The organism is Streptomyces sp. NBC_01525, assembly GCF_045040405.1.
Taxonomy (GTDB): domain Bacteria; phylum Actinomycetota; class Actinomycetes; order Streptomycetales; family Streptomycetaceae; genus Streptomyces; species Streptomyces benahoarensis.
Genome location: NZ_CP109397.1, coordinates 1,397,501 through 1,419,456, shown reverse-complemented (window position 1 = coordinate 1,419,456; position 21,956 = coordinate 1,397,501). Strand labels below are relative to the sequence as shown.

The window sequence follows — 21,956 nt, the reverse complement described above, 5'->3', positions numbered from 1 at the left end:
CGTCCCGCCCCGCGGCGGGGCGCGCCTCGCCGATCGAGCGCCCCGGCGGCGGATTGGAGGGATCCACCACGGGGCGGTCCGCGCCGGGCTCCGGACGGGCGGCGCGACGCTCACCGCGGACGGCGCGGACGGCCCTTTCTGTAGGGACCTGACAGCGACGGCGCACCGCCCCTGTGCGGCCTCGATTCTCCGTACAGGCCCGGTGACCGATAGTTTCGTACCGAACGCAGGATGGATCAGGAAAGAAAGGGTGATCTCGTGAGCCGCTCGGTTCTGGTCACCGGAGGCAACCGCGGCATTGGCCTCGCCATTGCCCGTGCCTTCGCCGAGGCCGGCGACAAGGTCGCCATCACGTACCGATCGGGCGAGCCCCCCACGGGGTTCTTGGCCGTGAAGTGCGACATCACGGACGCCGAGCAGGTGGAGCAGGCGTACAAGGAGATCGAGGAGAAGCACGGTCCGGTCGAGGTGCTGGTGGCCAACGCGGGTGTCACCCGCGACCAGCTGCTGATGCGGATGTCCGAGGAGGACTTCACCTCCGTCCTCGACACCAACCTCACCGGCGCCTTCCGGGTGGTCAAGCGCGCCAACCGCGGCATGCTGCGGGCCCGTAAGGGGCGCGTCGTGCTGATCTCGTCCGTGGTCGGCCTGCTCGGCGGCGCGGGCCAGGCGAACTACGCTGCCTCCAAGGCGGGTCTGGTGGGCTTCGCCCGCTCGCTCGCCCGGGAGCTGGGCAGCCGTAACATCACCGTCAACGTCGTCGCCCCCGGGTTCGTCGACACCGACATGACCCGTGTGCTCACCGACGAGCAGCGGGAGGGCATTGTGAAGCAGGTGCCGCTGGCGCGCTACGCGCAGCCCGAGGAGATCGCCGCCTCGGTTCGCTTCCTGGCCTCCGACGAGGCCGCGTACATCACCGGAGCCGTCATTCCCGTGGACGGCGGATTGGGCATGGGTCACTGATCAGCATGAGTGGAATCCTCGCAGGCAAGCGCATTCTGGTCACCGGCGTGCTGACCGAGTCGTCGATCGCGTTCCAGGCCGCCAAGGTTGCCCAGAACGAAGGCGCCGAGGTCATCCTCACCGGCTTCGGCCGTCTCTCCCTCGTCGAGCGGATCGCCAAGCGGCTCCCCAAGGAGGCGCCGGTGATCGAGCTGGACGTCACCAACAAGGAGCACCTGGACGGCCTCGCCGACAAGATCCGCGCGCACCAGGGCGAGGACGCCCGTCTCGACGGCATCGTGCACTCCATCGCCTTCGGCCCCCAGGGCGCCTTCAACTTCCTGGCGGCGGACTGGGAGGACGTCGGCACCGCGGTCCACGTCTCCGCGTACTCCTACAAGGCGCTGGCCATGGCCTGCCTGCCGCTGATGGGGAGCGGCGGCGCGCTCGTCGGCCTCACCTTCGACGCGCAGATCGCCTGGCCGAAGTACGACTGGATGGGCGTGGCCAAGGCGGCGCTGGAGAGCACCAACCGCTACCTGGCGCGCGACCTCGGCCCCAAGGGCATCCGCTGCAACCTCGTCTCGGCCGGTCCGATCAAGTCGATGGCCGCGAAGTCCATCCCCGGCTTCGAGGATCTGGCGGACGTGTGGAACCACCGCGCCCCGATCGGCTGGGAGCTGACCGACCCGGAGCCCGCCGGCCGCGGCGTCGTCGGCCTGCTGTCCGACTTCTTCCCCCGCACCACCGGCGAGATCGTGCACGTCGACGGTGGCGTGCACATGATGGGCGCCTGACCGCACCCACCCGCGCCGCACGGCGCCCGGACGGGCCCTGATCATCCGTCAGTAGCCCGTGCCCGCCTTGCCTCCTGCCCGTTCCGGTTCGCGCCGGGGCGGGCAGGACGCGTTGCGGGGCGTATGGCCCGCGCGGGTGCGTCAGCCGGTGCCCCGCAGCGCGGCCCGGCAGCCGAACGGCAGGGTGCTCGCCTCGGCGGCGGCCCGCTCGTCGTCGCCCTCGCGGATCGCCGCCACCAGCCGGGCGTGGTCCATATGGGACTCGGGACGCAACTCCTCGCCGACGTCGGCGCGCAGGAAGTCGCGCAGCACACCCCCGAGATCGGCGTAGATCTCCGCCAGTACGTCGTTGTGCGAGGCCGCCACCACGGCCATGTGCAGCGTCGCGTCCGCCTCGACGAACGCGTCCGCAGCCCCCGACTCCCAGGCGCGTTCCCGGCGTTCCAGCAGCGCGTCGAGCTGCCGCAGATCGTGCGCCGTGCGGTGGCGGGCGGCCAGCCGCGCCGCCGATGCCTCCAGGGCGCTGCGCACCTCGGCGATGTCCCCGGGGTCGGCGTCGGCGAACCGGCGGTTCATCACCCCGGCCAGCTCACTGGTGGCCACCACATACGTGCCGGAACCCTGCCGGATGTCCAGCAGCCCGTTGTGCGCCAGCGCCCGTACGGCCTCCCGCACGGTGTTGCGGGCCACCCCGAGCTGCTCGACCAGCTCCGGTTCGGTGGGGATGCGCGCGCCGACGGGCCATTCGCCCGAGGTGATCTGGGCACGCAACTGCGCGATCACCTGATCCGCCAGCGCGGAGCGGCGGGGGGAGGTCAGGGGCATGACTGTGCTCCGGGGCGCGGGGAGAGTGCGGCGGCGGGCGGCGCCACCGGGACGGGGCCGGGCGGGCGGCCCGGGAGGGGGCGACCGCCGATAACTGGACAGGCAATCATCCTATGATTCTATGATGTGGCCATGGCAGAAGACGACCTGGCGACACTCCGCGCCGCCAACCGGCCCGCCCCGGACGGCGCACCCATACCGGCCACTGACCGCACGGCCGACAACGACCGCCCCACACCGACCACACCGACCACCGCACCCCGCTGGCTCAACGGCGTCGTCATCGCCGGACTCGTCCTCGCCGCCCTCAACCTCCGCCCCGCCATCACCAGCCTCGGCGCCCTCATGGAAGAGGTACGCGCCGGACTCGGCATGAGCGGCACCGTCGCCGGACTCCTTACCTCCGTCCCCGCACTCTGCTTCGCCGCGTTCGGCATCGCCGCCCCCCGCCTCGCCAGACGCCGGGGCCCCGGCACCGTCGTCTGCGCGGGCATGGCCGCCATTGCCGTCGGCGTCGCCGTACGCCCCTTCACCGGCGGCACCGCGGGCTTCGTCACCGCCAGCGCCCTCGCCCTCGCCGGCATCGCGGTCAGCAACGTCCTCCTGCCCGTCATCATCAAGAACTGGTTCCCCGACCGCGTCGGCCCGATGACCGGCATCTACTCCATGGCCCTGGCCCTCGGCACCTCCCTCGCCGCCGCCACGACCGTGCCCCTGACCAGCGCACTCGGCGGCTGGCGCCCCGGCCTCGCCGTGTGGGCCGCACTCGCCGTCGCCGCGGTACTTCCCTGGGCCCTGGTCCTGCGCCGCCGCGCCACCACCCCCGTACCCGGCGCCGCCCACCGCACCGAGGACCGGCCGATCCGCATCGCCGCCTCCCCGACCGCCTGGTCCCTGGCGGTCTTCTTCGGCCTCCAGGCCACCGCCGCCTACATCACCATGGGCTGGATGCCGCAGATCTTCCGCGACGCCGGGGTGTCCGCCGGTACCGCGGGCGTCCTGCTCGCCGTCACCATGGCCCTCGGCGTCCCGCTCTCCTTCGTCCTGCCGCGCCTCGCCACCCGCATGCGCCACCAGGGACCGCTCGCCGCGGGCCTCGGCCTCTGCGGACTCGCCGGATACACCGGCCTCTGGCTCGCTCCCGCCTCCGGCGCCTGGCTCTGGGCCCTCCTCATGGGCGTCTCCAACTGCGCCTTCCCGCTGGCCCTCACCATGATCGGCATGCGCGCCACCAGCGCCGCCGGCGTCGTCAAGCTCTCCGCCTTCGCCCAGAGCGTCGGCTACCTCATCTCCCTCCCCGGACCCCTCCTCGTCGGCGCCCTCTACCAGCACAGCGGCGGCTGGGGCATCCCGATCGCGCTGATGGCCGGCCTGATGGTGCCGCAGATCGCCGTCGGCGTGCTCGCCGGACGGGACCGCCGCATCGAGGACGAGACCTGAGTGCGACACTGACCCCATGCCTGTACTCGAACCGAACCCCCAGGGCGGCCAGAAGAAGCTGCTCACCGTCCTCGGCGTGATGCTCGCCGTGACCGTCGTGATCGCCGTTGTGGCGAGTATCGCCGCCAACTGACGTACGGGGTGCGGCCTGCGGGGATGCGCCTGAGAGTGCGACGCGGGGCGGCAGGGTGACGTGCCGCGGGGTGCCCTGCGGTCGGGGTGATGTCCTGCCGGGCGCTCCGGGGCATGGGCTCGCCTCCGCGGCAGGGCTCGCGATCCGGCCGGGACGCTTCCGGCCGGGACGCTTCCGGCCGGGCCCTGCGCTGACGTCGCGGCCGGGTCCAGGACCGGCTCGGCACCGCGGGCGCGTGCCCCGTCCGCTCGAACGCCCCGGACGAGCCCCGACCGGCCGGTCCACGAGATCCCCTAGGGGATCATCCTCAGGGATCAGTGGGGGCTTTCCCGGATAGGAACGCCCAGCCCTCCCCCGTACCTTCGAAGAACACCGCACCCCGCGGAAACGCGCCGCCCCACAGCGGCGGCGCGCTTCGATCCGTCACGGAGGCAACCATGCCCACCGCGTCCCGCCGCACCGCCGGACCCGTGCCCCCGCGCGACGCCGCCCGGCCTGCGCCGCGCACCGGGACCATGCGGAGACAGTTGCCGTGGTGGGCGCTGGCACTCCCCGTTGCCACCTTCGCGATCCTGCTCGCCCTCCCGGCGACCTCCACCGCACCGGCCCCCACCGCGCTGATGCGCCTCCTGGAGATAGCGGCCCGCACCCTCTCCGCCTGACCCGTCACGGACCACGGGAACCCCCGGAGGGACCCTCCCAACACCCCGCGCCCCGCGCCGCCTTTCATGCGAAGCTGGGACGCATGAGCGCCGATACACCTCGCCGGATCGTCCTCCTGCGACACGCAAAGGCCGAATGGACACAAGAGAGCGACCATGAGCGCCCGCTCGCCGAGCGCGGCCGGATGGACGCCCCGGCAGCCGGACGCCGGCTGGCCGGAGCCGGGATCACTCCCGACCTCACCCTCTGCTCAAGCGCCGCCCGCACCCGTGAGACCTGGAAGCTCTTCGTCGGCGAACTGCCCCAGCGCCCCAAGACCGTCTACGACGACCGGCTCTACGAGGCGTCGCTCGGCGAACTGATCGCGCTGCTCAACGAAACCTCCGACGAAGTGACCAACCTGCTCGTGGTCGGCCACAACCCGGCCATGCACGCACTCGCCGACGCGCTGGCGGGCGAGACAGAAGGAGACCTGCTGGCGCGCATGAACCGCGGGGGGTTCCCGACCTCGGCGATGGCCGTCATCGAGTTCAACGGTTCATGGAAGTCCGTCGAGCACGGCGTGGGACGCCTCACCGCGTACTGGCCGCCCCACGAGTGACCTCCGCGGGCCATGCGCCTGCGAGAGAAGCGGGCCATGCGCCTGAGACGGGCCATGCGCCCGAGAAGTGCGAGGGCCGGCCGTCGGTCCGTTCGAACCAGCGGCGCCGACGACCTGACCGCTTGGGGGAGGGATGGGGAGGGTGGGGGGAGGGGGAGCCCCCCAAGAGGGCCCTTAGGCCAAGCCCCCCAGCCCACCCCGGCCAACCCCCTACCTGGCTCCCCCCGGCCCAGGCCCCACCACGTCCCCCTGGCACCAGCCACGGGTACTCACCCCGTGGCTCGTAGCCCCTCACCCCACATGCGTCTCCGCAGCCTCGACCTCTTCGCGGGTGATGCCCAGCAGGTACAGCACGGTGTCGAGGAACGGCACGTTCACCGCCGTGTGGGCCGCCTCGCGGACCACCGGCTTGGCGTTGAAGGCGACGCCGAGTCCCGCGGTGTTGAGCATGTCCAGGTCGTTGGCGCCGTCGCCGATGGCGACGGTCTGGGCCAGCGGCACCCCGGCCTGGTGCGCGAAGCTGCGCAGCAGCCGTGCCTTCCCGGCCCGGTCCACGATCTCGCCGGTGACCTTGCCGGTGAACTTCCCGTCCACGATCTCCAGGGTGTTGGCGGCGGCGAAGTCCAGCCCCAGCTCCTCCTGCAGCGCGTCGGTGACCTGCGTGAACCCGCCGGAGACGACGCCGACCTGGTAGCCGAGCCGCTTGAGGGTGCGGACGAGGGTGCGGGCGCCCGGCGTGAGCCGTACCTCCTTGCGTACCTTCTCCACGACGGACGCGTCGAGACCGGCCAGCAGCGCGACGCGGGCGTGCAGCGACTGTTCGAAGTCCAGCTCGCCGCGCATCGCCCGCGCGGTGACCTCGGCGACCTCCGCCTCGCACCCGGCGTGCGCCGCGAACAGCTCGATGACCTCGTCCTGGATCAGCGTCGAGTCGACGTCCATGACGACCAGCCGCTGCGCCCGGCGCTGGAGCCCCGCCGACACCACGGCGACATCGACGCCGAGGAGGGCCGCCTCCGGTGCCAGCACGGAGCGCAGCGCGTCCGTGGCGGCGCCGGACACAGCGAACTCCACGGCCGTCACCGGGTACTTGGCGAGCCGGAAGATACGGTCGATGTTGCCGCCGCAGGAGGTTATGGCGGCGGTGATCGCGGCGGTGCACTCGGCGGTCAGCGGATGCCCCAGCACGGTGATGTGGGACCGTCCGGTGCCGCGCGGACGGTTGTCGCCCCGGCCGGAGATGATCTCCGCCTGGAGGTTCAGCGAATCGGCCCAGCTGTGGACGGTGGCCCGCAGACCGCCTTCGGAGGCGCCGTCGGCCCCGGTGGCGGGCGCGGTGATCAGCGCGCACAGCACTATGCGGCCACGGGTCACGACCTGCTCGATGTCGACGACATCGACGGAGTAGGCGGCGAGGGTGTCGAAGAGACCTGCGGTGATGCCGGGCCGGTCCTTCCCGAAGATCTTCACGAGGAGGGTCGGTACGTCATCGCCCGGTACGGCGGTGGCAGGCGGGATCTGCGATGCGCTCATGGTGCCTTTACGGTAACCGCCCGCCGCGTCCGCCCGTACACCTGTCCGTCGTTCGGACCGCCACACGCGGCGCCCCGATCACGGCCCCGGCCCCGCGGCGCCCGGCCTGGGCACCCGCTCGCCGCCCCCGCCCGGACAGCCTCTGGACCGCCGACCCATGATCGTTATGGACTCGTGTCCGCACCCCCTTCCGGTGCTTTCCGGACCCTCCCGGCGGCCGGAAAGGAGCGCTCCGGGGCCGGTCACGGTGCACGGTTTCGCCGCTCCCGTGTGGTTTGACGGGTGCCGTCCGGGCCCTCGTACGGACGTGCCGTACGCAGTGTGCGCCGGCCCCGCGTCCCGGTTTCCGGTAGGCGGGCCGAGCCTGAAATAGTTCCCCACGATGTTCGCCATCCCTGGATTCCCATACAGGGCGTCACTCGGGGGACTATGTAATGGGGCATGGAGTGCCTGAACTCGTACTGGAATTGAAGGGTAGGACCTGGACGCTCGACCCGTCCCGGTCCTACATCGTGGGCCGTGATCCGCAGGGCGACATGGTGCTCGACGACGCCAGGGTCTCCTGGCGGCACGCAGTCCTGCGGTGGGCCGGACACAGCTGGGTCATCGAGGACCAGGGCAGCACCAACGGCACCTACGTCCAGGGTCAGCGGATCCAGCAGGCGGAGATCGGTGCCGGTTCGGCCGTCCACCTGGGCAACGCCACCGACGGCCCGCGGATGACCCTGTCGGCCGCCGCCGCACCGGCCACTGCACCGGCCGCCGGTGCCTACGGTGCGCCCGCGGCGCCGCAGCAGGCCGCCGCCCAGGGCTGGCAGCAGTCGCCCGCCGCCCAGCAGCCGCCCGTCCCGCAGGGTCAGCAGTCGCCCGCCGGGGCCGGACAGCCCTACGTCCCGCCGCAGCAGGCCCAGCAGCCCCCGCAGCAGCCCTCTCCCCGGGCGGGCGCCGCCCCGCAGGCCCAGGGCGACCGCAGCCCCACCACGTTCCACCGCCTGGAACTCGACCGGGTCATGCGCATCGGTCGTGCGCTGGAGAACGAGCTGGTCGTCTCCGATCTCCAGGTCTCCCGCCACCACGCGGAGTTCCACGCCACCCCCGACGGCCGCTTCGAGATCCGTGACCTCGGCAGCCACAACGGCACCTACGTCAACGGCCAGCCGGTCCCCAGGTCCGGCTCCGCCGACATCGGCCCGAACGACATCATCGGCGTCGGCCACTCCACGTTCCGCCTGGTCGGCGACCGGCTGGAGGAGTTCGTCGACACCGGCGACGTCTCCTTCTCGGCCCGCCACCTCACGGTCACCGTCGACGGCGGCAAGCAGATCCTCAAGGACGTCTCGTTCGGCGTCCCGGAGAAGTCGCTGATCGCCGTCATCGGCCCCTCCGGCTCCGGCAAGTCGACCCTCCTCAAGGCGCTCACCGGCTACCGCCCCGCCAACCAGGGCGACGTCCTCTACGACAACCGGAACCTCTACAAGCAGTTCGCCGAGCTGCGGCAACGCATCGGTCTGGTCCCGCAGGACGACATCCTCCACAAGGAGCTGACCGTCCAGAAGGCGCTGCGGTACGCCGCCAAGCTCCGCTTCCCCGGCGACACCGCGGAGGCCGAGCGTGAGGCCCGTATCGACGAGGTGCTGCACGAGCTGAAGCTCCATGTGCACCGGGAGAAGAAGGTCACTTCCCTCTCCGGTGGTCAGCGCAAGCGCGTCTCGGTCGCCCTGGAGCTGCTGACCAAGCCGTCGCTGATCTTCCTCGATGAGCCGACCTCCGGCCTCGACCCGGGCATGGACCGCGACGTCATGCAGCTGCTGCGCGGCCTCGCCGACGACGGCCGTACCGTCCTGGTCGTCACGCACTCCGTCGCTGAGCTGGCGATCTGCGACAAGCTGCTGGTCATGGCGCCGGGCGGCGGCGTCGCCTACTTCGGCCCGCCCGAGGAGGCGCTGAACTTCTTCCAGTACGAGACGTGGGCCGACGTCTTCTCGGCGTTCGAGAACTACCGCGACTACGACTGGATGGGCCGCTGGCGCGGCTCTCCGCACTACCAGATGTACGCGGCGGACATCGACGCGGTCGCCCCGCAGTCGGTGCAGATCCAGTCGCCGCCCGCCCGGATGCAGAAATCGCAGAGCTGGGGCTCGCAGCTGTGGACGCTGATGCGCCGCTATGTCTCGGTGCTCGCCTCCGACCGCGGTTTCCTGGTCCTGATGCTGGCGCTGCCCGCGGTCCTCGGCATCGTCTCGATGCTGATCCCCAGCGACTACGGCTTCGGGTACGGGCCGGACAACCGGCACGGCGCGAACCGCGACGCGTCCACGATCATGTTGATCCTCGCGGTCGGCATGTGCTTCTCCGGCGCCGCCAACTCCGTACGTGAGCTGATCAAGGAGCGGGTCATCTACGAGCGTGAACGGGCCACCGGCCTGTCGCGGTCGGCGTATCTGATGTCCAAGGTGATCGTCCTGGGCGTGGTCACCGCCTTCCAGGGCGTGATCATCTCGGTGATCGGCTTCTGCACCCGGACGATGCCCGCCGAGGGCGTGATCCTCCACAACCTGCCGGGCGTCGAGATGACGCTGGCGGTCATCGCGCTCGGCTTCACCTCGATGATGTTCGGCCTGATCATCTCCGCGCTGGTCAAGACCGCCGAGAAGACCATGCCGCTGCTGGTCATGTTCGCCATCGTCCAGGTCGTCTTCACCGGCGTCCTCTTCCAGCTGTTCGACACGATCGGCGTCGCGCAGTTCTCCTGGCTGATGCCGTCGCGCTGGGCCGTCGCCGCGATGGGCGCGACCGCGGACATGAACCGTCTGCTGCCGTGGGAGCCCGCCAACCCGGCCAAGGGGACGCCCGCCAACCCCGATCCGCTGTGGCAGCACCAGCCCGGCGTCTATGTGATGGACATGATCATCCTGATCGCGCTCGGCGTCGCCCTCGCCTTCGTCGTGGCCCGCCTGCTGCGCCGCCACGAGCCGGAGATCATGCGCAAGTGACCCGGCGTCCGTAGCGCACCACCGCTGAGGGGCGGCACCCGTGGTCGGGTGCCGCCCCTCGGCGGTGCGGACGCGGTCCGCTCAGTAGGCCGAGTTGACGTTGTCCATCGAGCCGTACTTGTTGGCCGCGTAGTTGCAGGCGGCGGTGATGTTGGCGACCGGGTCGTAGATGTCCCAGGAGGTGCCGTTGACGTGGTACGTCTGGAAGGTTGGGGCGATCACCTGGAGCAGGCCCTTGGACGGCACGCCGTTGATGGCGTTGATGTCCCAGTTGTTGATGGCCATCGGGTTGCCCGCGGACTCCCGGATGATGTTGCGGTGGATGCCGTCGTACGAGCCGGGGATGCCCTTGCTGGCCATGATGTCGAGCGACTCGCGGATCCAGCCGTCGAGGTTGTTCCCGTAGGTCTTGACCGGGGTCTTCGCGGCGGTGGGCAGCGCTGCGCGGTCGGTGGACCGGCTGGCGGCCTGCTGCGCGGCGCGCTCCTTGGCGGCCTTCGCCTCGGCCTTGGTCTTCGCGGCAGCCTTTGCCTTGGCGGCGGCCTCGGCCTTGCCGGCCTTCGTGGAGGCGTCCGCCTGCTTGGCGATGGTGGCCTGCTGGGTCTGCGCCGCGCTGCCGACGGTGCTGCTGAAGGCGACCGGCTGCACGTGTGCGGCCGTGGCCTGGCTCGTGTTCTGCCCGGCGTCGGCGCCCGGCACGATGGTGAAGGCGAGGGCGGCGGCACCGGCCGCGGCGATCCCGGCGGCGGAGAGCTTGTGGGTCCGCGTCAGGCGGTCAAGGCCGAAAAGGGCGTGCTTGGGCATGGCGAAGTAGACCTTCCGGAAGGGGAACGCCGCAGGGAGCCGTTGGTGGCGGAGTACGCCGGGTGGAGACCACGGCGCCAAGCGACGGGAGCCATTCTTAGCGGCCGTAAATTCACCGGGCAACGAGGTGACATACGACCCCGAATAGTGGAACCGGGGTGCCCGACCCTGCGTCCGCCGGGAAAGAACCCCAGCTCACGAGGGTTTGCCGGGCGACTAATGCCCGTCGTAGGTGACCTGCGCCCTATGCGCGGCGTCACACCCGGAGAAGGTTTGCCTCGCCGGGTGTGATCGCAGTTGCACAGTACGTATGGGGCGAATGCGCCTCAGACCTCGACCAGTACCTGATCAAGGGACTTTCGGGTCAAAGCCGGCACTTCGCAGTCCTCGGCCGGGTAGCCCACGGGGATCACGGCGAACGCCTTCTCGTTGGCCGGACGCCCCAGAACCTCCCGCAGGAACCGCATCGGGCTCGGCGTGTGCACCAGCGCCGCCAGCCCCGACAGATGTAACGCGGACAGCAGCATCCCGACCGCGATGCCCACCGATTCGTCGACGTAGTAGTGCTTGCGCTTGCTGCCGTCCTCGCCCAGCCGGTGCCGCTGCTGGAACACCACGATCAGGTGCGGCGCATCGGTCAGATGGGGCTTGACCGCGTCGGTCCCCAGCGGGCGCAGTGCGGCCAGCCACTCCTCGCCCAGTCGCCCCTCGTAGGAGACGCGCTCCTCCTCTTCCGCCGCCGCCCGGATCCGCCGCCGTACGTCGGCGTCCTTGACCAGTACGAACGTCCACGGCTGCTGATGCGCCCCGGACGGCGCGGTCGCCGCGCAGGCGATGGCGTCCCGTACGACCTGCTCGGGCGCCGGGTCGGTGGAGAACTGCCGTACGGTCCGCCTGCCGTCCATCCGCTCCCGTAGCTCCGCCGCGCGGGCGAGCGACTCCGCCGCCGGTATCCGCGCGGGACGGTACGGAACGGCCCGGTAGGGGTCGCCGTGGGTCGGGGTCCAGGCCCTCGTCGCTTCTGTCGTGCGCCGAGTCTGGAACCGGACGCGGCTCCCCGGGGCGCGGACCGCCGAATCCACGGACTTCGGCCCGATCCGCACGCTCGACAGAGAGGGGGATTGGCGGAATTATATGTGTAATGCCCCTATATAGGGGTCCGAGGTGACATTTGAATGGAGTGCGAAGAATAGGCAGTACGCCGGAAATCGACACGGTCCGCCCTAGGTCCGTAGACCGAGGACCGGCACGGCGGCGGACCGATATGGTCCTCGCCGGACGCCGGTACCGTGAAGCCATGACCAACGGACCGGGAGCCGGCATCCCCGCGGTGAGCAGCGCGATCCTTGCGATGAGCCGGCATCTGGAGGTGCGGGACGTCCTCAAGACGATCGTGGCCTCGGCCCGGGAACTGCTCGACGCCGAGTACGCAGCCCTCGGCGTGCCCGACGATCACGGCGGCTTCGCCCAGTTCGTGGTGGACGGCGTAAGCGAGGAGCAGTGGAAGGCCATCGGCCCGCTGCCCCGCCAGCACGGCATCCTCGCCGCGATGCTCCACCACGCCACCCCCGAGCGTCTCGCCGACGTCCGCGAGGACCCCCGCTTCGGCGGCTGGCCCGCCGCCCACCCGGACATGTCCGACTTTCTGGGCCTGCCGGTCGCCGACGGCGACGAGATCCTCGGCGCCCTCTTCCTCGCCAACAAGCGCTGCCCCAAACCGGCCGGTGGCTGTGGCTTCACCGCCGAGGACGAACGCCTGCTGGGGATACTCGCCCAGCACGCCGCCATCGCCCTCACCAACGCCCGCCTCTACGAACGCAGCCGCGAGCTGACCATCGCCGGGGAACGCGCCCGCCTCGCCCACGAGCTGCACGACGCCGTCGCCCAGAAGCTCTTCTCCCTCCGGCTCACCGCCCAGGCGGCCACTGCACTCGTCGACCGCGACCCGGACCGTGCCAAGTGCGAACTGCACCAGGTCGCCGCGCTGGCCGCCGAGGCCGCCGACGAGCTGCGCGCCGCGGTGGTCGAACTGCGGCCCGCCGCCCTCGACGAGGACGGCCTGATCGCCACCCTCCGCTCACAGGCCCAGGTCCTCGACCGCGCCCACAGCGCCCGCGTCACGTTCGGTGCCCAGGGCGTTCGCGCCCTGCCCTCCTCCCAGGAGGAGGCGCTGCTCCGCGTCGCCCAGGAGGCGCTGCACAACGCGCTGCGGCACAGCGGCGCCGGGCACGTCGAGGTCACCCTCACCCGGCACGGCCAGGGCGCGCTGCTCCGGGTCGCCGACGACGGCTGCGGCTTCGACACCGGAGCGGTCCGGACCGCAGGCCGTCACCTGGGGCTGGTGTCGATGCGCGACCGCGCCAACGGCGTCGGTGGCGTACTCACCGTGAAATCGGAGCCCGGCCAGGGCACCGCTGTAGAGATGGAGGTGCCCGGTGGCTGAGAACGCCGGAATCGGCAACCGCGACGAACAGGCCGACGGCCGCGAGCGGCGCGGCGTCCCCCCGGGCGGCGACCCCGCGCCCGGCACCGACGACGCGCTGACGGAGACCGGAGACGGCGCCGGGACCATCCGGGTGCTGCTGGTCGACGATCACCAGGTGGTCCGCCGTGGTCTGCGGACGTTCCTGGAGATCCAGGACGACATCGAGGTCGTGGGCGAGGCGGCCGACGGCACAGAAGGCATCGCCGCCGCCGAACGGCTGCGCCCCGACGTCGTCCTGATGGACGTCAAAATGCCCGGCACGGACGGCATCGAGGCGCTGCGCACCCTGCGTGAACTGGCCAACCCCGCCCGGGTGCTGATCGTCACCAGCTTCACCGAACAGCGCACCGTCGTCCCCGCCCTGCGCGCGGGGGCCGCCGGATATGTCTACAAGGACATCGACCCGGAGGCGCTGGCCGGCGCCATCCGCTCCGTTCACGCCGGGCATGTGCTGCTCCAGTCGGAGGTGGCCGGCGCCCTCCTCACCCAGGACGAGGGCGGCAACGGACAGGGCCGCGGCACCACACTCACCGAGCGGGAGAGCGAGGTGCTGGGCCTGATCGCCGACGGACGCTCCAACCGCGAGATCGCCCGTGCGCTCGTCCTCTCCGAGAAGACCGTCAAGACCCATGTCTCCAACATCCTCATGAAGCTGGACCTCGCCGACCGCACCCAGGCCGCCCTCTGGGCCGTCCGCCATGGGGTGGGCGGCTGATCCACCGGGCGGCTGATCCACCGGGCGGGCCGGTACGCATGCCCGATACGGCACGGCGCCGCCACCCCCGACCGGCGCCGTGCCCGGCACAGCCTGCCGGGCACCCGGCCCTCACCGCTCCCCGCGCCCCCTCACGGCCTCCCCGGCGAGCGCGCCCGCCCTCACCCCTCTACGCCCGCACACCCCTCACCCCCGCCGCTCCCGCTCCTCCACCGCCGCGTTGTACGCCGCGACCTGCGCCCGCCGGGCCGTGCGCTCCACCGGGCGCAGCGCCTCCGTACGGGCCGCGATCTCCGAGGAGCTGACCGCTCCGCCGTGCTCCCGGCCGTCTCCGCCCGCGCTCCGCGCGATGGCGAGCAGCGCCCCCACCCGCTGCGCCAGTTCCAGCACCCGCACCGCGCGCGGCGGATACCCCGGCGCCAATACCTGACGCCCGGCCTCGGCCCGCGCCCGGTACGCCTCCAGCGCGGCCTGCGCCACCGGGCCGGAACCGGCCACGTCCAGCCGCATCAGCGCCTCGGTCGCCTCCCGCAGCGCCTCCGCCAGCTCCCGCTCCGCCTCGCCGAGCGACGGCACATCGGCGGGCGGCGCTTCACGTACCGGCAGGCACTCCCACACCACCTCGAGGTGCACATCCGGCCCGGCGCCGCCGTCCGGGCCCGCCCGGTGTATCTCCGGGACCAGGCCGACCCCGGCGCCCGTGGCCAGCACCGCCTCCCCGGCGTCCAGCGCCCGGGCGTTGAACTCCGGCGGTCCGCTCAGCCCCAGCGGATGCCCCGGCGCGGGCAGCGCGACCCGCAGCCCCACCGCGCCCATCGCCCGCAGGCGGCCGAGCGCCAGCGTCAGCCCCACCGGCGCGGCCTCACCCGGCAGGCCCCGCACACGGTGCACGGCATCGTCGTCCGCGATCTGCTCCGCGGCGTCATCAAGCGAGACAAGTCCGGCCAAAAGGGCATTTCCCCATGCCGCCAACCGTCCCGAACGAGGTTCATCGAGCATGGTCCCCAGCCTAGGGAACGGCACTGACATCGAGTGGCGTAGGTTTGCACGGGGGAGGCGCCCGCAGGCGCACGTGACGACCGAGAAGCAATGGGAGACAGGGCACTCATGAGCGATGTGCTGGAGCTGGTGGACGTATCCGTGGTCCGCGAAGGGCGGGCTCTGGTGGACCAGGTCTCCTGGTCGGTGAAGGAGGGGGAGCGCTGGGTCATCCTCGGCCCCAACGGCGCCGGCAAGACCACCCTGCTCAACCTCGCCTCCAGCTACCTCTTCCCCACCAAGGGCCGCGCCACCATCCTCGGCGAACGCCTCGGCAAGGTCGACGTCTTCGACCTCCGCCCGCGCATCGGCATCGCCGGTATCGCCCTCGCGGACAAGCTCCCCCGCAGCCAGACCGTCCTGCAGACCGTCCTCACCGCCGCCTACGGCATGACCGCCCACTGGCAGGAGCGCTACGAGGACATCGACGAGCAGCGCGCCCGCGCCTTCCTCGACCGCCTCGGCATGACCGAGTACCTCGACCGGAGGTTCGGCACCCTCTCCGAGGGCGAGCGCAAGCGCACCCTCATCGCGCGCGCCATGATGACCGACCCCGAGCTGCTCCTCCTCGACGAGCCCGCCGCCGGTCTCGACCTCGGTGGCCGCGAGGACCTCGTCCGCCGCCTGGGCCGCCTCGCCCGCGACCCGTACGCCCCCTCGATGGTGATGGTCACCCACCACGTCGAGGAGATCGCCCCCGGCTTCACCCACGTCCTGATGATCCGTCAGGGCAAGGTGCTGGCCGCCGGTCCCCTCGACCTCGAACTGACCTCGGCCAACCTCTCCCGCTGCTTCGGCCTCCCCCTGATCGTCGAGCGGAACGGCAGCGACCGCTGGACCGCCCAGGGACTGCCCCTTTCCTGACGCTTTACGCCCTGTTCCCGCGGAGCGCCCCCGCCCTACCATGAAGCGGTGGACGCATGGGTGTGGTGGCTGATCGCCGCCGTGGGGCTGGGAATTCCGCTCGTCGTGACCGCGATGCCCGAGTTCGGGATGTTCGCGGTCGGCGCCGTCGCAAGTGCCGTCACCGCAGCGCTCGGTGGCGGCACGGTCATACAGTTCCTCGTCTTCGCCGCGGTCTCCGTCGCCCTCATCGCCGTCGTCCGCCCCCTCGCCAACCGTCTCCTCACGCAGCAGCCCGGCTTCGCCTCCGGCATCGACGCACTCAAGGGAAAGAGCGCCACGGTCCTGGAGCGCGTCGACGGCGCCGGGGGCCGCATCAAGCTCGGCGGTGAAATCTGGTCGGCCCGCGCCCTCGACGGCGACCGCGCCTACGAACCCGGAGCGCAGGTCGACGTCGTGGAGATCGAAGGCGCCACCGCTGTGGTGATCTGACCGGAAAACGTTGTGGTCATCTGACCGGAACGCGCTGACGACGCACCACGGGTCTGAAAGACTCGATCAACACCCAAGCCGGCCACGGCCGGAGGATCAAACGAAGGGCACGGGAGTCGCAGTGGCACCGATCATCATCGTCCTGATCATCCTGGTGGTGCTCGTGTTCATCGCACTCATCAAGACGATCCAGGTCATTCCCCAGGCGAGCGCCGCCATTGTCGAGCGCTTCGGCCGTTACACCCGCACCCTCAACGCGGGCCTCAACATCGTCGTCCCGTTCATCGACTCGATCCGCAACCGCATCGACCTCCGCGAACAGGTCGTGCCGTTCCCGCCGCAGCCGGTGATCACCCAGGACAACCTCGTTGTCAACATCGACACCGTCATCTACTACCAGGTCACCGACGCCCGCGCCGCGACCTACGAAGTCGCCAGCTACATCCAGGCGATCGAGCAGCTCACCGTCACCACGCTCCGCAACATCATCGGCGGCATGGACCTGGAGCGCACCCTCACCTCCCGCGAGGAGATCAACGCGGCGCTCCGCGGCGTCCTCGACGAGGCCACCGGCAAGTGGGGCATCCGCGTCAACCGCGTCGAGCTGAAGGCCATCGAGCCGCCCACCTCCATCCAGGACTCGATGGAGAAGCAGATGCGCGCCGATCGCGACAAGCGCGCAGCCATCCTCCAGGCCGAGGGCACCCGCCAGTCCCAGATCCTCACCGCCGAGGGTGAGAAGCAGTCCGCCATCCTCCGCGCCGAGGGTGAGTCCAAGGCCGCCGCGCTCCGCGCCGAGGGTGAGGCCCAGGCGATCCGTACGGTCTTCGAGTCCATCCACGCCGGTGACCCGGACCAGAAGCTGCTGTCGTACCAGTACCTCCAGATGCTCCCGAAGATCGCCGAAGGCGACGCCAACAAGCTCTGGATCGTGCCTAGCGAGATCGGCGACGCCCTCAAGGGCCTCGGCGGCGCCCTCGGCAACTTCACCCCCGGCGGCGGCAAGGGCGACCCGCTCGCCAAGTCCCCCACGCCCCGCCAGGCACCGCCCATCGACTGACCCACCTGCCCTCAGGGGGTGTCTCCCCGGTCACGCGGACCGGGAAGGCGCCCCCTGTTGCATGATCGACCGCATCCGCTACCGCACGATACGGGGGCTCGCGTGACCACATGGGAAGCACTCGCCGTCCTCGCCGCGGGCCTCGGCGCCGGGACCATCAACACCATCGTCGGCTCCGGCACCCTCATCACCTTCCCGGTGCTGCTGGCCGTCGGCCTCCCGCCGATCACCGCGAACGTCTCCAACTCCCTCGGCCTGGTGCCCGGTTCGCTCAGCGGCGCCTTCGGCTATCGCCGCGAACTGACCGGGCAGCGCTCCCGCATCCTCCTCTTCGGCACCGCCGCCCTCCTCGGCGGCACCGCCGGCGCGGTCCTGCTGCTCGCCCTGCCGTCCGCCGCCTTCGACGCGATCGTCCCCGTGCTCATCGGCATCGCGCTCGTCCTCGTCGTCATCCAGCCCCGTCTCGCCGCGGCCCTCCGCGCCCGCCGGGCCCGCAACGGCACCACACCCCGCCGCCACGGCGGCCCCGTCCTCTTCACCGGACTGATGCTCGCCAGCGTCTACGGCGGCTACTTCGGCGCGGCCCAGGGCGTCCTCTACCTCTCGATGGCGGGCCTGGCGCTCGACGAGACCCTGCAGCGGCTCAACGCCCTCAAGAACGTCCTCACCCTGCTCGTCAACGCCGTCGCCGCGGTGCTCTTTCTCTTCATCGCCCACTTCGACTGGACGGCCGTCGCCCTCCTCGCCACCGGCTCCGCGCTCGGCGGCCGCATCGGCGCGACCATCGGCCGCCGACTGCCGCCCGTCGCGCTGCGCACCCTCATCGTCATCGTCGGCGTGGTGGCCATCGTCCAGCTCGTCCGCTGAGCCGCCGCACCCCGCGGACCACCGGCGATGGCCACCCCGCCCGGGCCTCACGCCGCCGGGGACGCCCACCCCGGCAACTCCTCACGCACCGACACCCCGAGCGTCGACAGCATCGCCTCCGCGGGCGTCGGCTCGAACGGCCGCCGCAGCAGCCGCATCCCGGCCTGCTCCGGCGTACGGTCCGCCTTCCGGTGGTTGTCCTCCGTACAGGAAGCGACGGTATTCAGCCATGTGTCACCGCCGCCGTGCGACCGCGGTACGACGTGATCGACGGTCGTCGCCCGCCGCCCGCAGTACGCGCACCGATGCTGATCCCGCACCAGCACGCCCCGCCGCGACCACGGTGCCCATCTTCGGAACGGCACCCGTACGTACCGGCTGAGCCGGATCACCTGCGGCACCGGCACCTCCACCGAAGCGGCTCGGATCCGCAGCCCCGGATGCGCGTGCTCGACGACGGCCTTCTCCTGCATCACCAGCACGACGGCCCGACGTGACGTCACCGTCGACAGCGGCTCGAAGCTCGCGTTGAGCACCAGCGTCTCGCGCATTCCGCCCACCTCCCGGCCCGTTCGCCCCCGCGGCGAAGTGGCTCCACTGTGCAGGGGAAGCTTTTCCCGCAACAACGCAATTTCCCCATGCCGCAAGGGAAATGACGAGTAATCAACAAGGGAAGGGAAAGCGACGCGCTCGGGCGCGCGAAGGGCCCGGAACACCACGGGCGACAAGGACGTACGGAATCCCGGACACGGCCCGCCCAAGGGGCCGCACCCGCGGAACGGGGGAGTGCGCCCCGGATCCCACCCCCGTGTACCTCTCGGATCCGGAGCGTACGGCGACCGGCGAGGTGACCGGACGCACCACGCGCCCGGCCCCCGGCGAACGGGAGGCGACACACCTGCGCCCCGGCGCTCCCGCCACGGCGGTACCGGCTGCCCAGCGACTCGAACGAGCCACCGACCGGAACCACCCTGCGTGCGAGGAACACCGGGGCGCAACGCAATTACGGGCCTCAGCCCTCCGCAGGCACCTCGAACTCGGCCACCAACTGGGCCCGCCCGAGCGTGTGGAACCGCAGATTGAAGCCGACCACCGCGGGCGACGCGTCACCGTCGGGCCCCAGCTTCTCCTGGTCGACGGCGTACACCGTGAAGACGTACCGGTGCGGCCCGTCCCCGGGCGGCGGCGCGGCACCGCCGAAGTCCCGCGTCCCGTAGTCGTTACGGACGTGTACCGCACCCTCGGGCAGCCCCGCCATCGCACCGGACCCGGCACCCGCCGGCAGCTCCGTCACCGACGCCGGGATGTCGAACACCGACCAGTGCCAGAAACCGCTGCCGGTCGGCGCGTCCGGATCGAAGCAGGTGACGGCGTAACTCTTCGTCCTCGCGGGCGCACCCTCCCACCGCAGCTGCGGCGAACGGTTGCCCTCGGCGTACACCTGCGCGGAACCCAGCGTCCCGCCCGGCGCCACCTCGTCGCTCGCCACCGTGAACTCCGGTACCTGCGGGTGGAAATCGTGCGGGAGCGGCCGCCGCTTCAGCTCGGACACCTCGACACCTCCTGGTCGCTTGCTGACACCTGTCCGGCCAGGTTAGAGCCAGTTCCGCTTCCCGCCGACCTCGGCCAGCCAGTGGTTCAGATACCCCGCCCAATCGGTCTGCTGATAGTCGTGCAGCCCCACCGTGAACGACCGGTACGTGTCCGACCCGTCGGTGAGCAGCCCGCCCTTCTTGTCCATCTCCAGCACCACGTCCATCTCCCGGTCGTCTGCGACGAACGACAGCTCGACCTCGTTGAGCCCGCGGTACTGCTGCGGCGCGGAGAACTCGATCTCCTGATAGAAGGGCAGCCGCTGCCGCGTCCCCCGAATGTGGCCCTGCTCCAGATCGGCCGCCTTGAAGCGGAATCCCAGCTGCCCGAACGCGTCCAGGATCGCCTGCTGCGCCGGAATCGGGTGCACGTTCACCGGGTCGAGGTCCCCGGAGTCCACCGCCCGCGCGATGGCCAGCTCCGTCGTCACCCCCACGCTCATCCCGCGCAGATGCTGCCCGAGGAACGTGGTGATCGGCGTCTCCCAGGGAATCTCCAACCCGAACGGCACGGTGTGCGCGGCACCGGCCTGCACCTGGAACGCCCCGCCGAGCTGCACCGAAGTGAATTCGACGTTGCGCTTGTATTCCTCGTCGCCGCTTTCCACCTCGACGCGCGCCTGCAATCCGACCGACAGCCCCTGGATGTCCTGGGTCACCGACCCACCCTGGATCCGCACCTCACCCTGGACGACGCCACCGGGCACGACGTTCTCCTCGAAGAGAACCGTCTCCACCGACGCGCCTCCGGCCCCCAAGCTCGCCAGCAGCTTCTTGAACCCCATGTCCGTCCTCCCCAGGCCCGACGCCTGACCTCGCTCCGGCCGCCGTGATCACGGCTTGCCTGCTACCAACGGGAACCGGCGGCCGCCGGTTCCCGCGCCCCAGCCTCCCAAGGGCGCCCGCCCGCGCCACGTCGCCCCCCTCTTGACTGCACTACTCTGGGCCGACATGACCGACGTACCGGAACGTATGCCGCTCACGCACGCCTTCTTCGACCGTCCCGTCCTGGAGGTCGCCCCCGATCTCCTCGGCCGCACCCTTGTGCGCACCACCCCGGACGGCCCGATCGAACTGCGCCTCACCGAGGTGGAGGCATACGCCGGCGAACGCGACCCCGGCTCGCACGCCTACCGGGGCCGCACCCCGCGCAACGCCTCGATGTTCGGCCCGCCCGGCCACGCGTACGTCTATTTCATCTACGGCATGTGGTTCAGCCTCAATGTCGTCTGCGGCCCCGAGCACCACGCGAGCGGGGTCCTGCTGCGTGCCGGTGAGGTCCTCACGGGTACGCAGCTGGCCCGGGCCCGCCGCCCCAAGGCCCGCCGCCCCCACGAACTGGCCCAGGGCCCGGCCCGCCTCGCCACGGCCCTCGACATCGACCGCACCCTCGACGGCACCGACCTCTGCACCGGCCCCGGCGCCCCCCTCACCGTCCTCCACGGTCGCCCGCCCGCCCCGGAGCACGTACGGAGAGGCCCCCGCACGGGGGTGGGCGGCGACGGTGCGGCGCATCCGTGGCGCTACTGGATCGAGGGCGAGCCGACGGTCAGCCGCTACCGCCCGCATGTCCCGCGGCGCCGCATCGCCAAGGCCATGTGACCCGCACCGCAGCTCCTTGACTCGGTGACTCCGAACGTCTAACGTGGCCCGAGCCGCTGGAGATGGGCAGCGCTATCTGCGCAGCCGGTCAGTGGCACCACCACTACTGAAGCTCGATTCCCCAAACGGGGTCACTTTCGCGTTGCCGAAATTCGACCGCGTTGCTCGATTATGAGTTACCCGGGAAAACCGCTAATGTAGTGACCACGCCAAGGCGCCGCAAACGAAAGTAAGCGGACCGAGGCAAACCCCTCCGACGGGTAATCGGAAACGAATTCGGACCGGAAACGGCAGCGAATCGGATCTGATAGAGTCGGAAAGGCCGGAAAGCGAAAGCAAGAAGGCCAACCCCGCTCCGACAGGGGGCCGGAAACGCCCAGCGGATCTGGTAAGGTGGGAACCGTGGAAAAGCCGAAAGGCCGGACCGCACCGGCGAAAATCAGGGCCGAAAGGATCTGATAGAGTCGGAAACGCAAGACCGAAGGGAAGCGCCCGGAGAGCCTGGTGAAACAGGCACAAAGGAAGCGTCCG

Annotated in this window: 22 protein-coding genes; 14 read left to right on the top strand and 8 right to left on the bottom strand. The window is 71.0% G+C overall.

The features are described from left to right. The first annotated feature begins 258 nt into the window (after nt 1-258). A complete protein-coding gene (gene fabG / locus OG422_RS06380; RefSeq protein WP_143943409.1) occupies nt 259-963 on the top strand; it encodes a 3-oxoacyl-[acyl-carrier-protein] reductase in 705 nt (234 codons plus the stop codon). A 5-nt stretch (nt 964-968) separates the two neighbouring features. After that, nucleotides 969-1,739 carry an enoyl-ACP reductase FabI gene (fabI, locus tag OG422_RS06375; protein ID WP_405740676.1) on the top strand — a complete coding sequence of 257 codons (771 nt, stop codon included), beginning with the start codon at nt 969-971 and terminating at the stop codon, nt 1,737-1,739. 141 nt (nt 1,740-1,880) lie between these two features. Here the strand turns inward: fabI and OG422_RS06370 are convergent, their stop codons facing one another. After that, nucleotides 1,881-2,564: a FadR/GntR family transcriptional regulator gene (locus OG422_RS06370; protein WP_143943407.1), complete on the bottom strand. Its 684-nt coding sequence runs from the start codon at nt 2,562-2,564 to the stop codon at nt 1,881-1,883. A 132-nt stretch (nt 2,565-2,696) separates the two neighbouring features. Between OG422_RS06370 and OG422_RS06365 the strand changes: the two genes are divergently transcribed. From OG422_RS06365 to OG422_RS06350, 4 genes are all read left to right on the top strand, one after another. Continuing rightward, entirely contained in the window at nt 2,697-4,004 is a 1,308-nt protein-coding gene (locus tag OG422_RS06365) for a CynX/NimT family MFS transporter (RefSeq protein ID WP_405740672.1), read from the top strand. A gap of 16 nt (nt 4,005-4,020) precedes the next feature. After that, nucleotides 4,021-4,137: an SGM_5486 family transporter-associated protein gene (locus OG422_RS06360; protein WP_251076762.1), complete on the top strand. Its 117-nt coding sequence runs from the start codon at nt 4,021-4,023 to the stop codon at nt 4,135-4,137. Nucleotides 4,138-4,574: 437 nt separating this feature from the next. Further along, nucleotides 4,575-4,799: a hypothetical protein gene (locus OG422_RS06355; RefSeq protein ID WP_405740669.1), complete on the top strand. Its 225-nt coding sequence runs from the start codon at nt 4,575-4,577 to the stop codon at nt 4,797-4,799. A gap of 83 nt (nt 4,800-4,882) precedes the next feature. Further along, on the top strand, nt 4,883-5,401 hold the full coding sequence (locus OG422_RS06350; RefSeq protein WP_405740666.1) for a SixA phosphatase family protein: 519 nt from the start codon (nt 4,883-4,885) through the stop codon (nt 5,399-5,401). A 291-nt stretch (nt 5,402-5,692) separates the two neighbouring features. On the opposite strand, the gene serB is transcribed toward OG422_RS06350, so the two are convergent. Next, entirely contained in the window at nt 5,693-6,934 is a 1,242-nt protein-coding gene (gene serB / locus OG422_RS06345; protein ID WP_143942190.1) for a phosphoserine phosphatase SerB, read from the bottom strand. Between the two features lie 434 nt (nt 6,935-7,368). Between serB and OG422_RS06340 the strand changes: the two genes are divergently transcribed. Next, nucleotides 7,369-9,927, top strand: coding sequence for an FHA domain-containing protein (locus tag OG422_RS06340; protein WP_405740663.1), 2,559 nt, complete (start codon nt 7,369-7,371; stop codon nt 9,925-9,927). A gap of 81 nt (nt 9,928-10,008) precedes the next feature. Here the strand turns inward: OG422_RS06340 and OG422_RS06335 are convergent, their stop codons facing one another. After that, nucleotides 10,009-10,731 (bottom strand): transglycosylase SLT domain-containing protein, encoded by a 723-nt coding sequence (locus tag OG422_RS06335; protein WP_405740660.1) that lies wholly within the window; start codon nt 10,729-10,731, stop codon nt 10,009-10,011. 326 nt (nt 10,732-11,057) lie between these two features. After that, nucleotides 11,058-11,636, bottom strand: coding sequence for a nitroreductase family protein (locus OG422_RS06330; protein WP_405740658.1), 579 nt, complete (start codon nt 11,634-11,636; stop codon nt 11,058-11,060). Between the two features lie 392 nt (nt 11,637-12,028). Here OG422_RS06330 and OG422_RS06325 point away from each other — a divergent pair, with 392 nt between their 5' ends. Both OG422_RS06325 and OG422_RS06320 read left to right on the top strand, forming a co-directional pair. Continuing rightward, on the top strand, nt 12,029-13,174 hold the full coding sequence (locus OG422_RS06325) for a GAF domain-containing sensor histidine kinase (RefSeq protein ID WP_405740655.1): 1,146 nt from the start codon (nt 12,029-12,031) through the stop codon (nt 13,172-13,174). A gap of 97 nt (nt 13,175-13,271) precedes the next feature. After that, the gene (locus tag OG422_RS06320; protein ID WP_405747663.1) at nt 13,272-13,931 is read left to right on the top strand and encodes a response regulator; all 660 of its coding nucleotides are present in this window, start codon (nt 13,272-13,274) and stop codon (nt 13,929-13,931) included. Nucleotides 13,932-14,117: 186 nt separating this feature from the next. Here the strand turns inward: OG422_RS06320 and OG422_RS06315 are convergent, their stop codons facing one another. Further along, nucleotides 14,118-14,930, bottom strand: a complete 813-nt coding sequence (locus tag OG422_RS06315; protein ID WP_405740652.1) for a hypothetical protein — start codon at nt 14,928-14,930, stop codon at nt 14,118-14,120. A gap of 108 nt (nt 14,931-15,038) precedes the next feature. Here OG422_RS06315 and OG422_RS06310 point away from each other — a divergent pair, with 108 nt between their 5' ends. The 4 genes from OG422_RS06310 (at nt 15,039) to OG422_RS06295 (ending at nt 18,231) form a co-directional block, all read left to right on the top strand. After that, the gene (locus OG422_RS06310; RefSeq protein WP_405740649.1) at nt 15,039-15,833 is read left to right on the top strand and encodes an ABC transporter ATP-binding protein; all 795 of its coding nucleotides are present in this window, start codon (nt 15,039-15,041) and stop codon (nt 15,831-15,833) included. A gap of 60 nt (nt 15,834-15,893) precedes the next feature. Next, nucleotides 15,894-16,304 (top strand): NfeD family protein, encoded by a 411-nt coding sequence (locus OG422_RS06305; RefSeq protein ID WP_143942204.1) that lies wholly within the window; start codon nt 15,894-15,896, stop codon nt 16,302-16,304. A gap of 121 nt (nt 16,305-16,425) precedes the next feature. Beyond that, nucleotides 16,426-17,364, top strand: a complete 939-nt coding sequence (locus OG422_RS06300; protein ID WP_143942197.1) for an SPFH domain-containing protein — start codon at nt 16,426-16,428, stop codon at nt 17,362-17,364. Nucleotides 17,365-17,466: 102 nt separating this feature from the next. Next, on the top strand, nt 17,467-18,231 hold the full coding sequence (locus OG422_RS06295) for a sulfite exporter TauE/SafE family protein (RefSeq protein WP_405740646.1): 765 nt from the start codon (nt 17,467-17,469) through the stop codon (nt 18,229-18,231). Nucleotides 18,232-18,278: 47 nt separating this feature from the next. Here the strand turns inward: OG422_RS06295 and OG422_RS06290 are convergent, their stop codons facing one another. The 3 genes from OG422_RS06290 to OG422_RS06280 form a co-directional block, all read right to left on the bottom strand. Beyond that, a complete protein-coding gene (locus OG422_RS06290; RefSeq protein WP_405740643.1) occupies nt 18,279-18,782 on the bottom strand; it encodes an HNH endonuclease in 504 nt (167 codons plus the stop codon). A 461-nt stretch (nt 18,783-19,243) separates the two neighbouring features. Beyond that, nucleotides 19,244-19,783 carry a YbhB/YbcL family Raf kinase inhibitor-like protein gene (locus OG422_RS06285; protein ID WP_405740640.1) on the bottom strand — a complete coding sequence of 180 codons (540 nt, stop codon included), beginning with the start codon at nt 19,781-19,783 and terminating at the stop codon, nt 19,244-19,246. Nucleotides 19,784-19,825: 42 nt separating this feature from the next. Next, the gene (locus tag OG422_RS06280; RefSeq protein WP_143942201.1) at nt 19,826-20,608 is read right to left on the bottom strand and encodes a sporulation protein; all 783 of its coding nucleotides are present in this window, start codon (nt 20,606-20,608) and stop codon (nt 19,826-19,828) included. A gap of 166 nt (nt 20,609-20,774) precedes the next feature. Here OG422_RS06280 and OG422_RS06275 point away from each other — a divergent pair, with 166 nt between their 5' ends. Further along, entirely contained in the window at nt 20,775-21,425 is a 651-nt protein-coding gene (locus tag OG422_RS06275; protein WP_405740637.1) for a DNA-3-methyladenine glycosylase, read from the top strand. Nucleotides 21,426-21,956 lie beyond the last annotated feature (531 nt).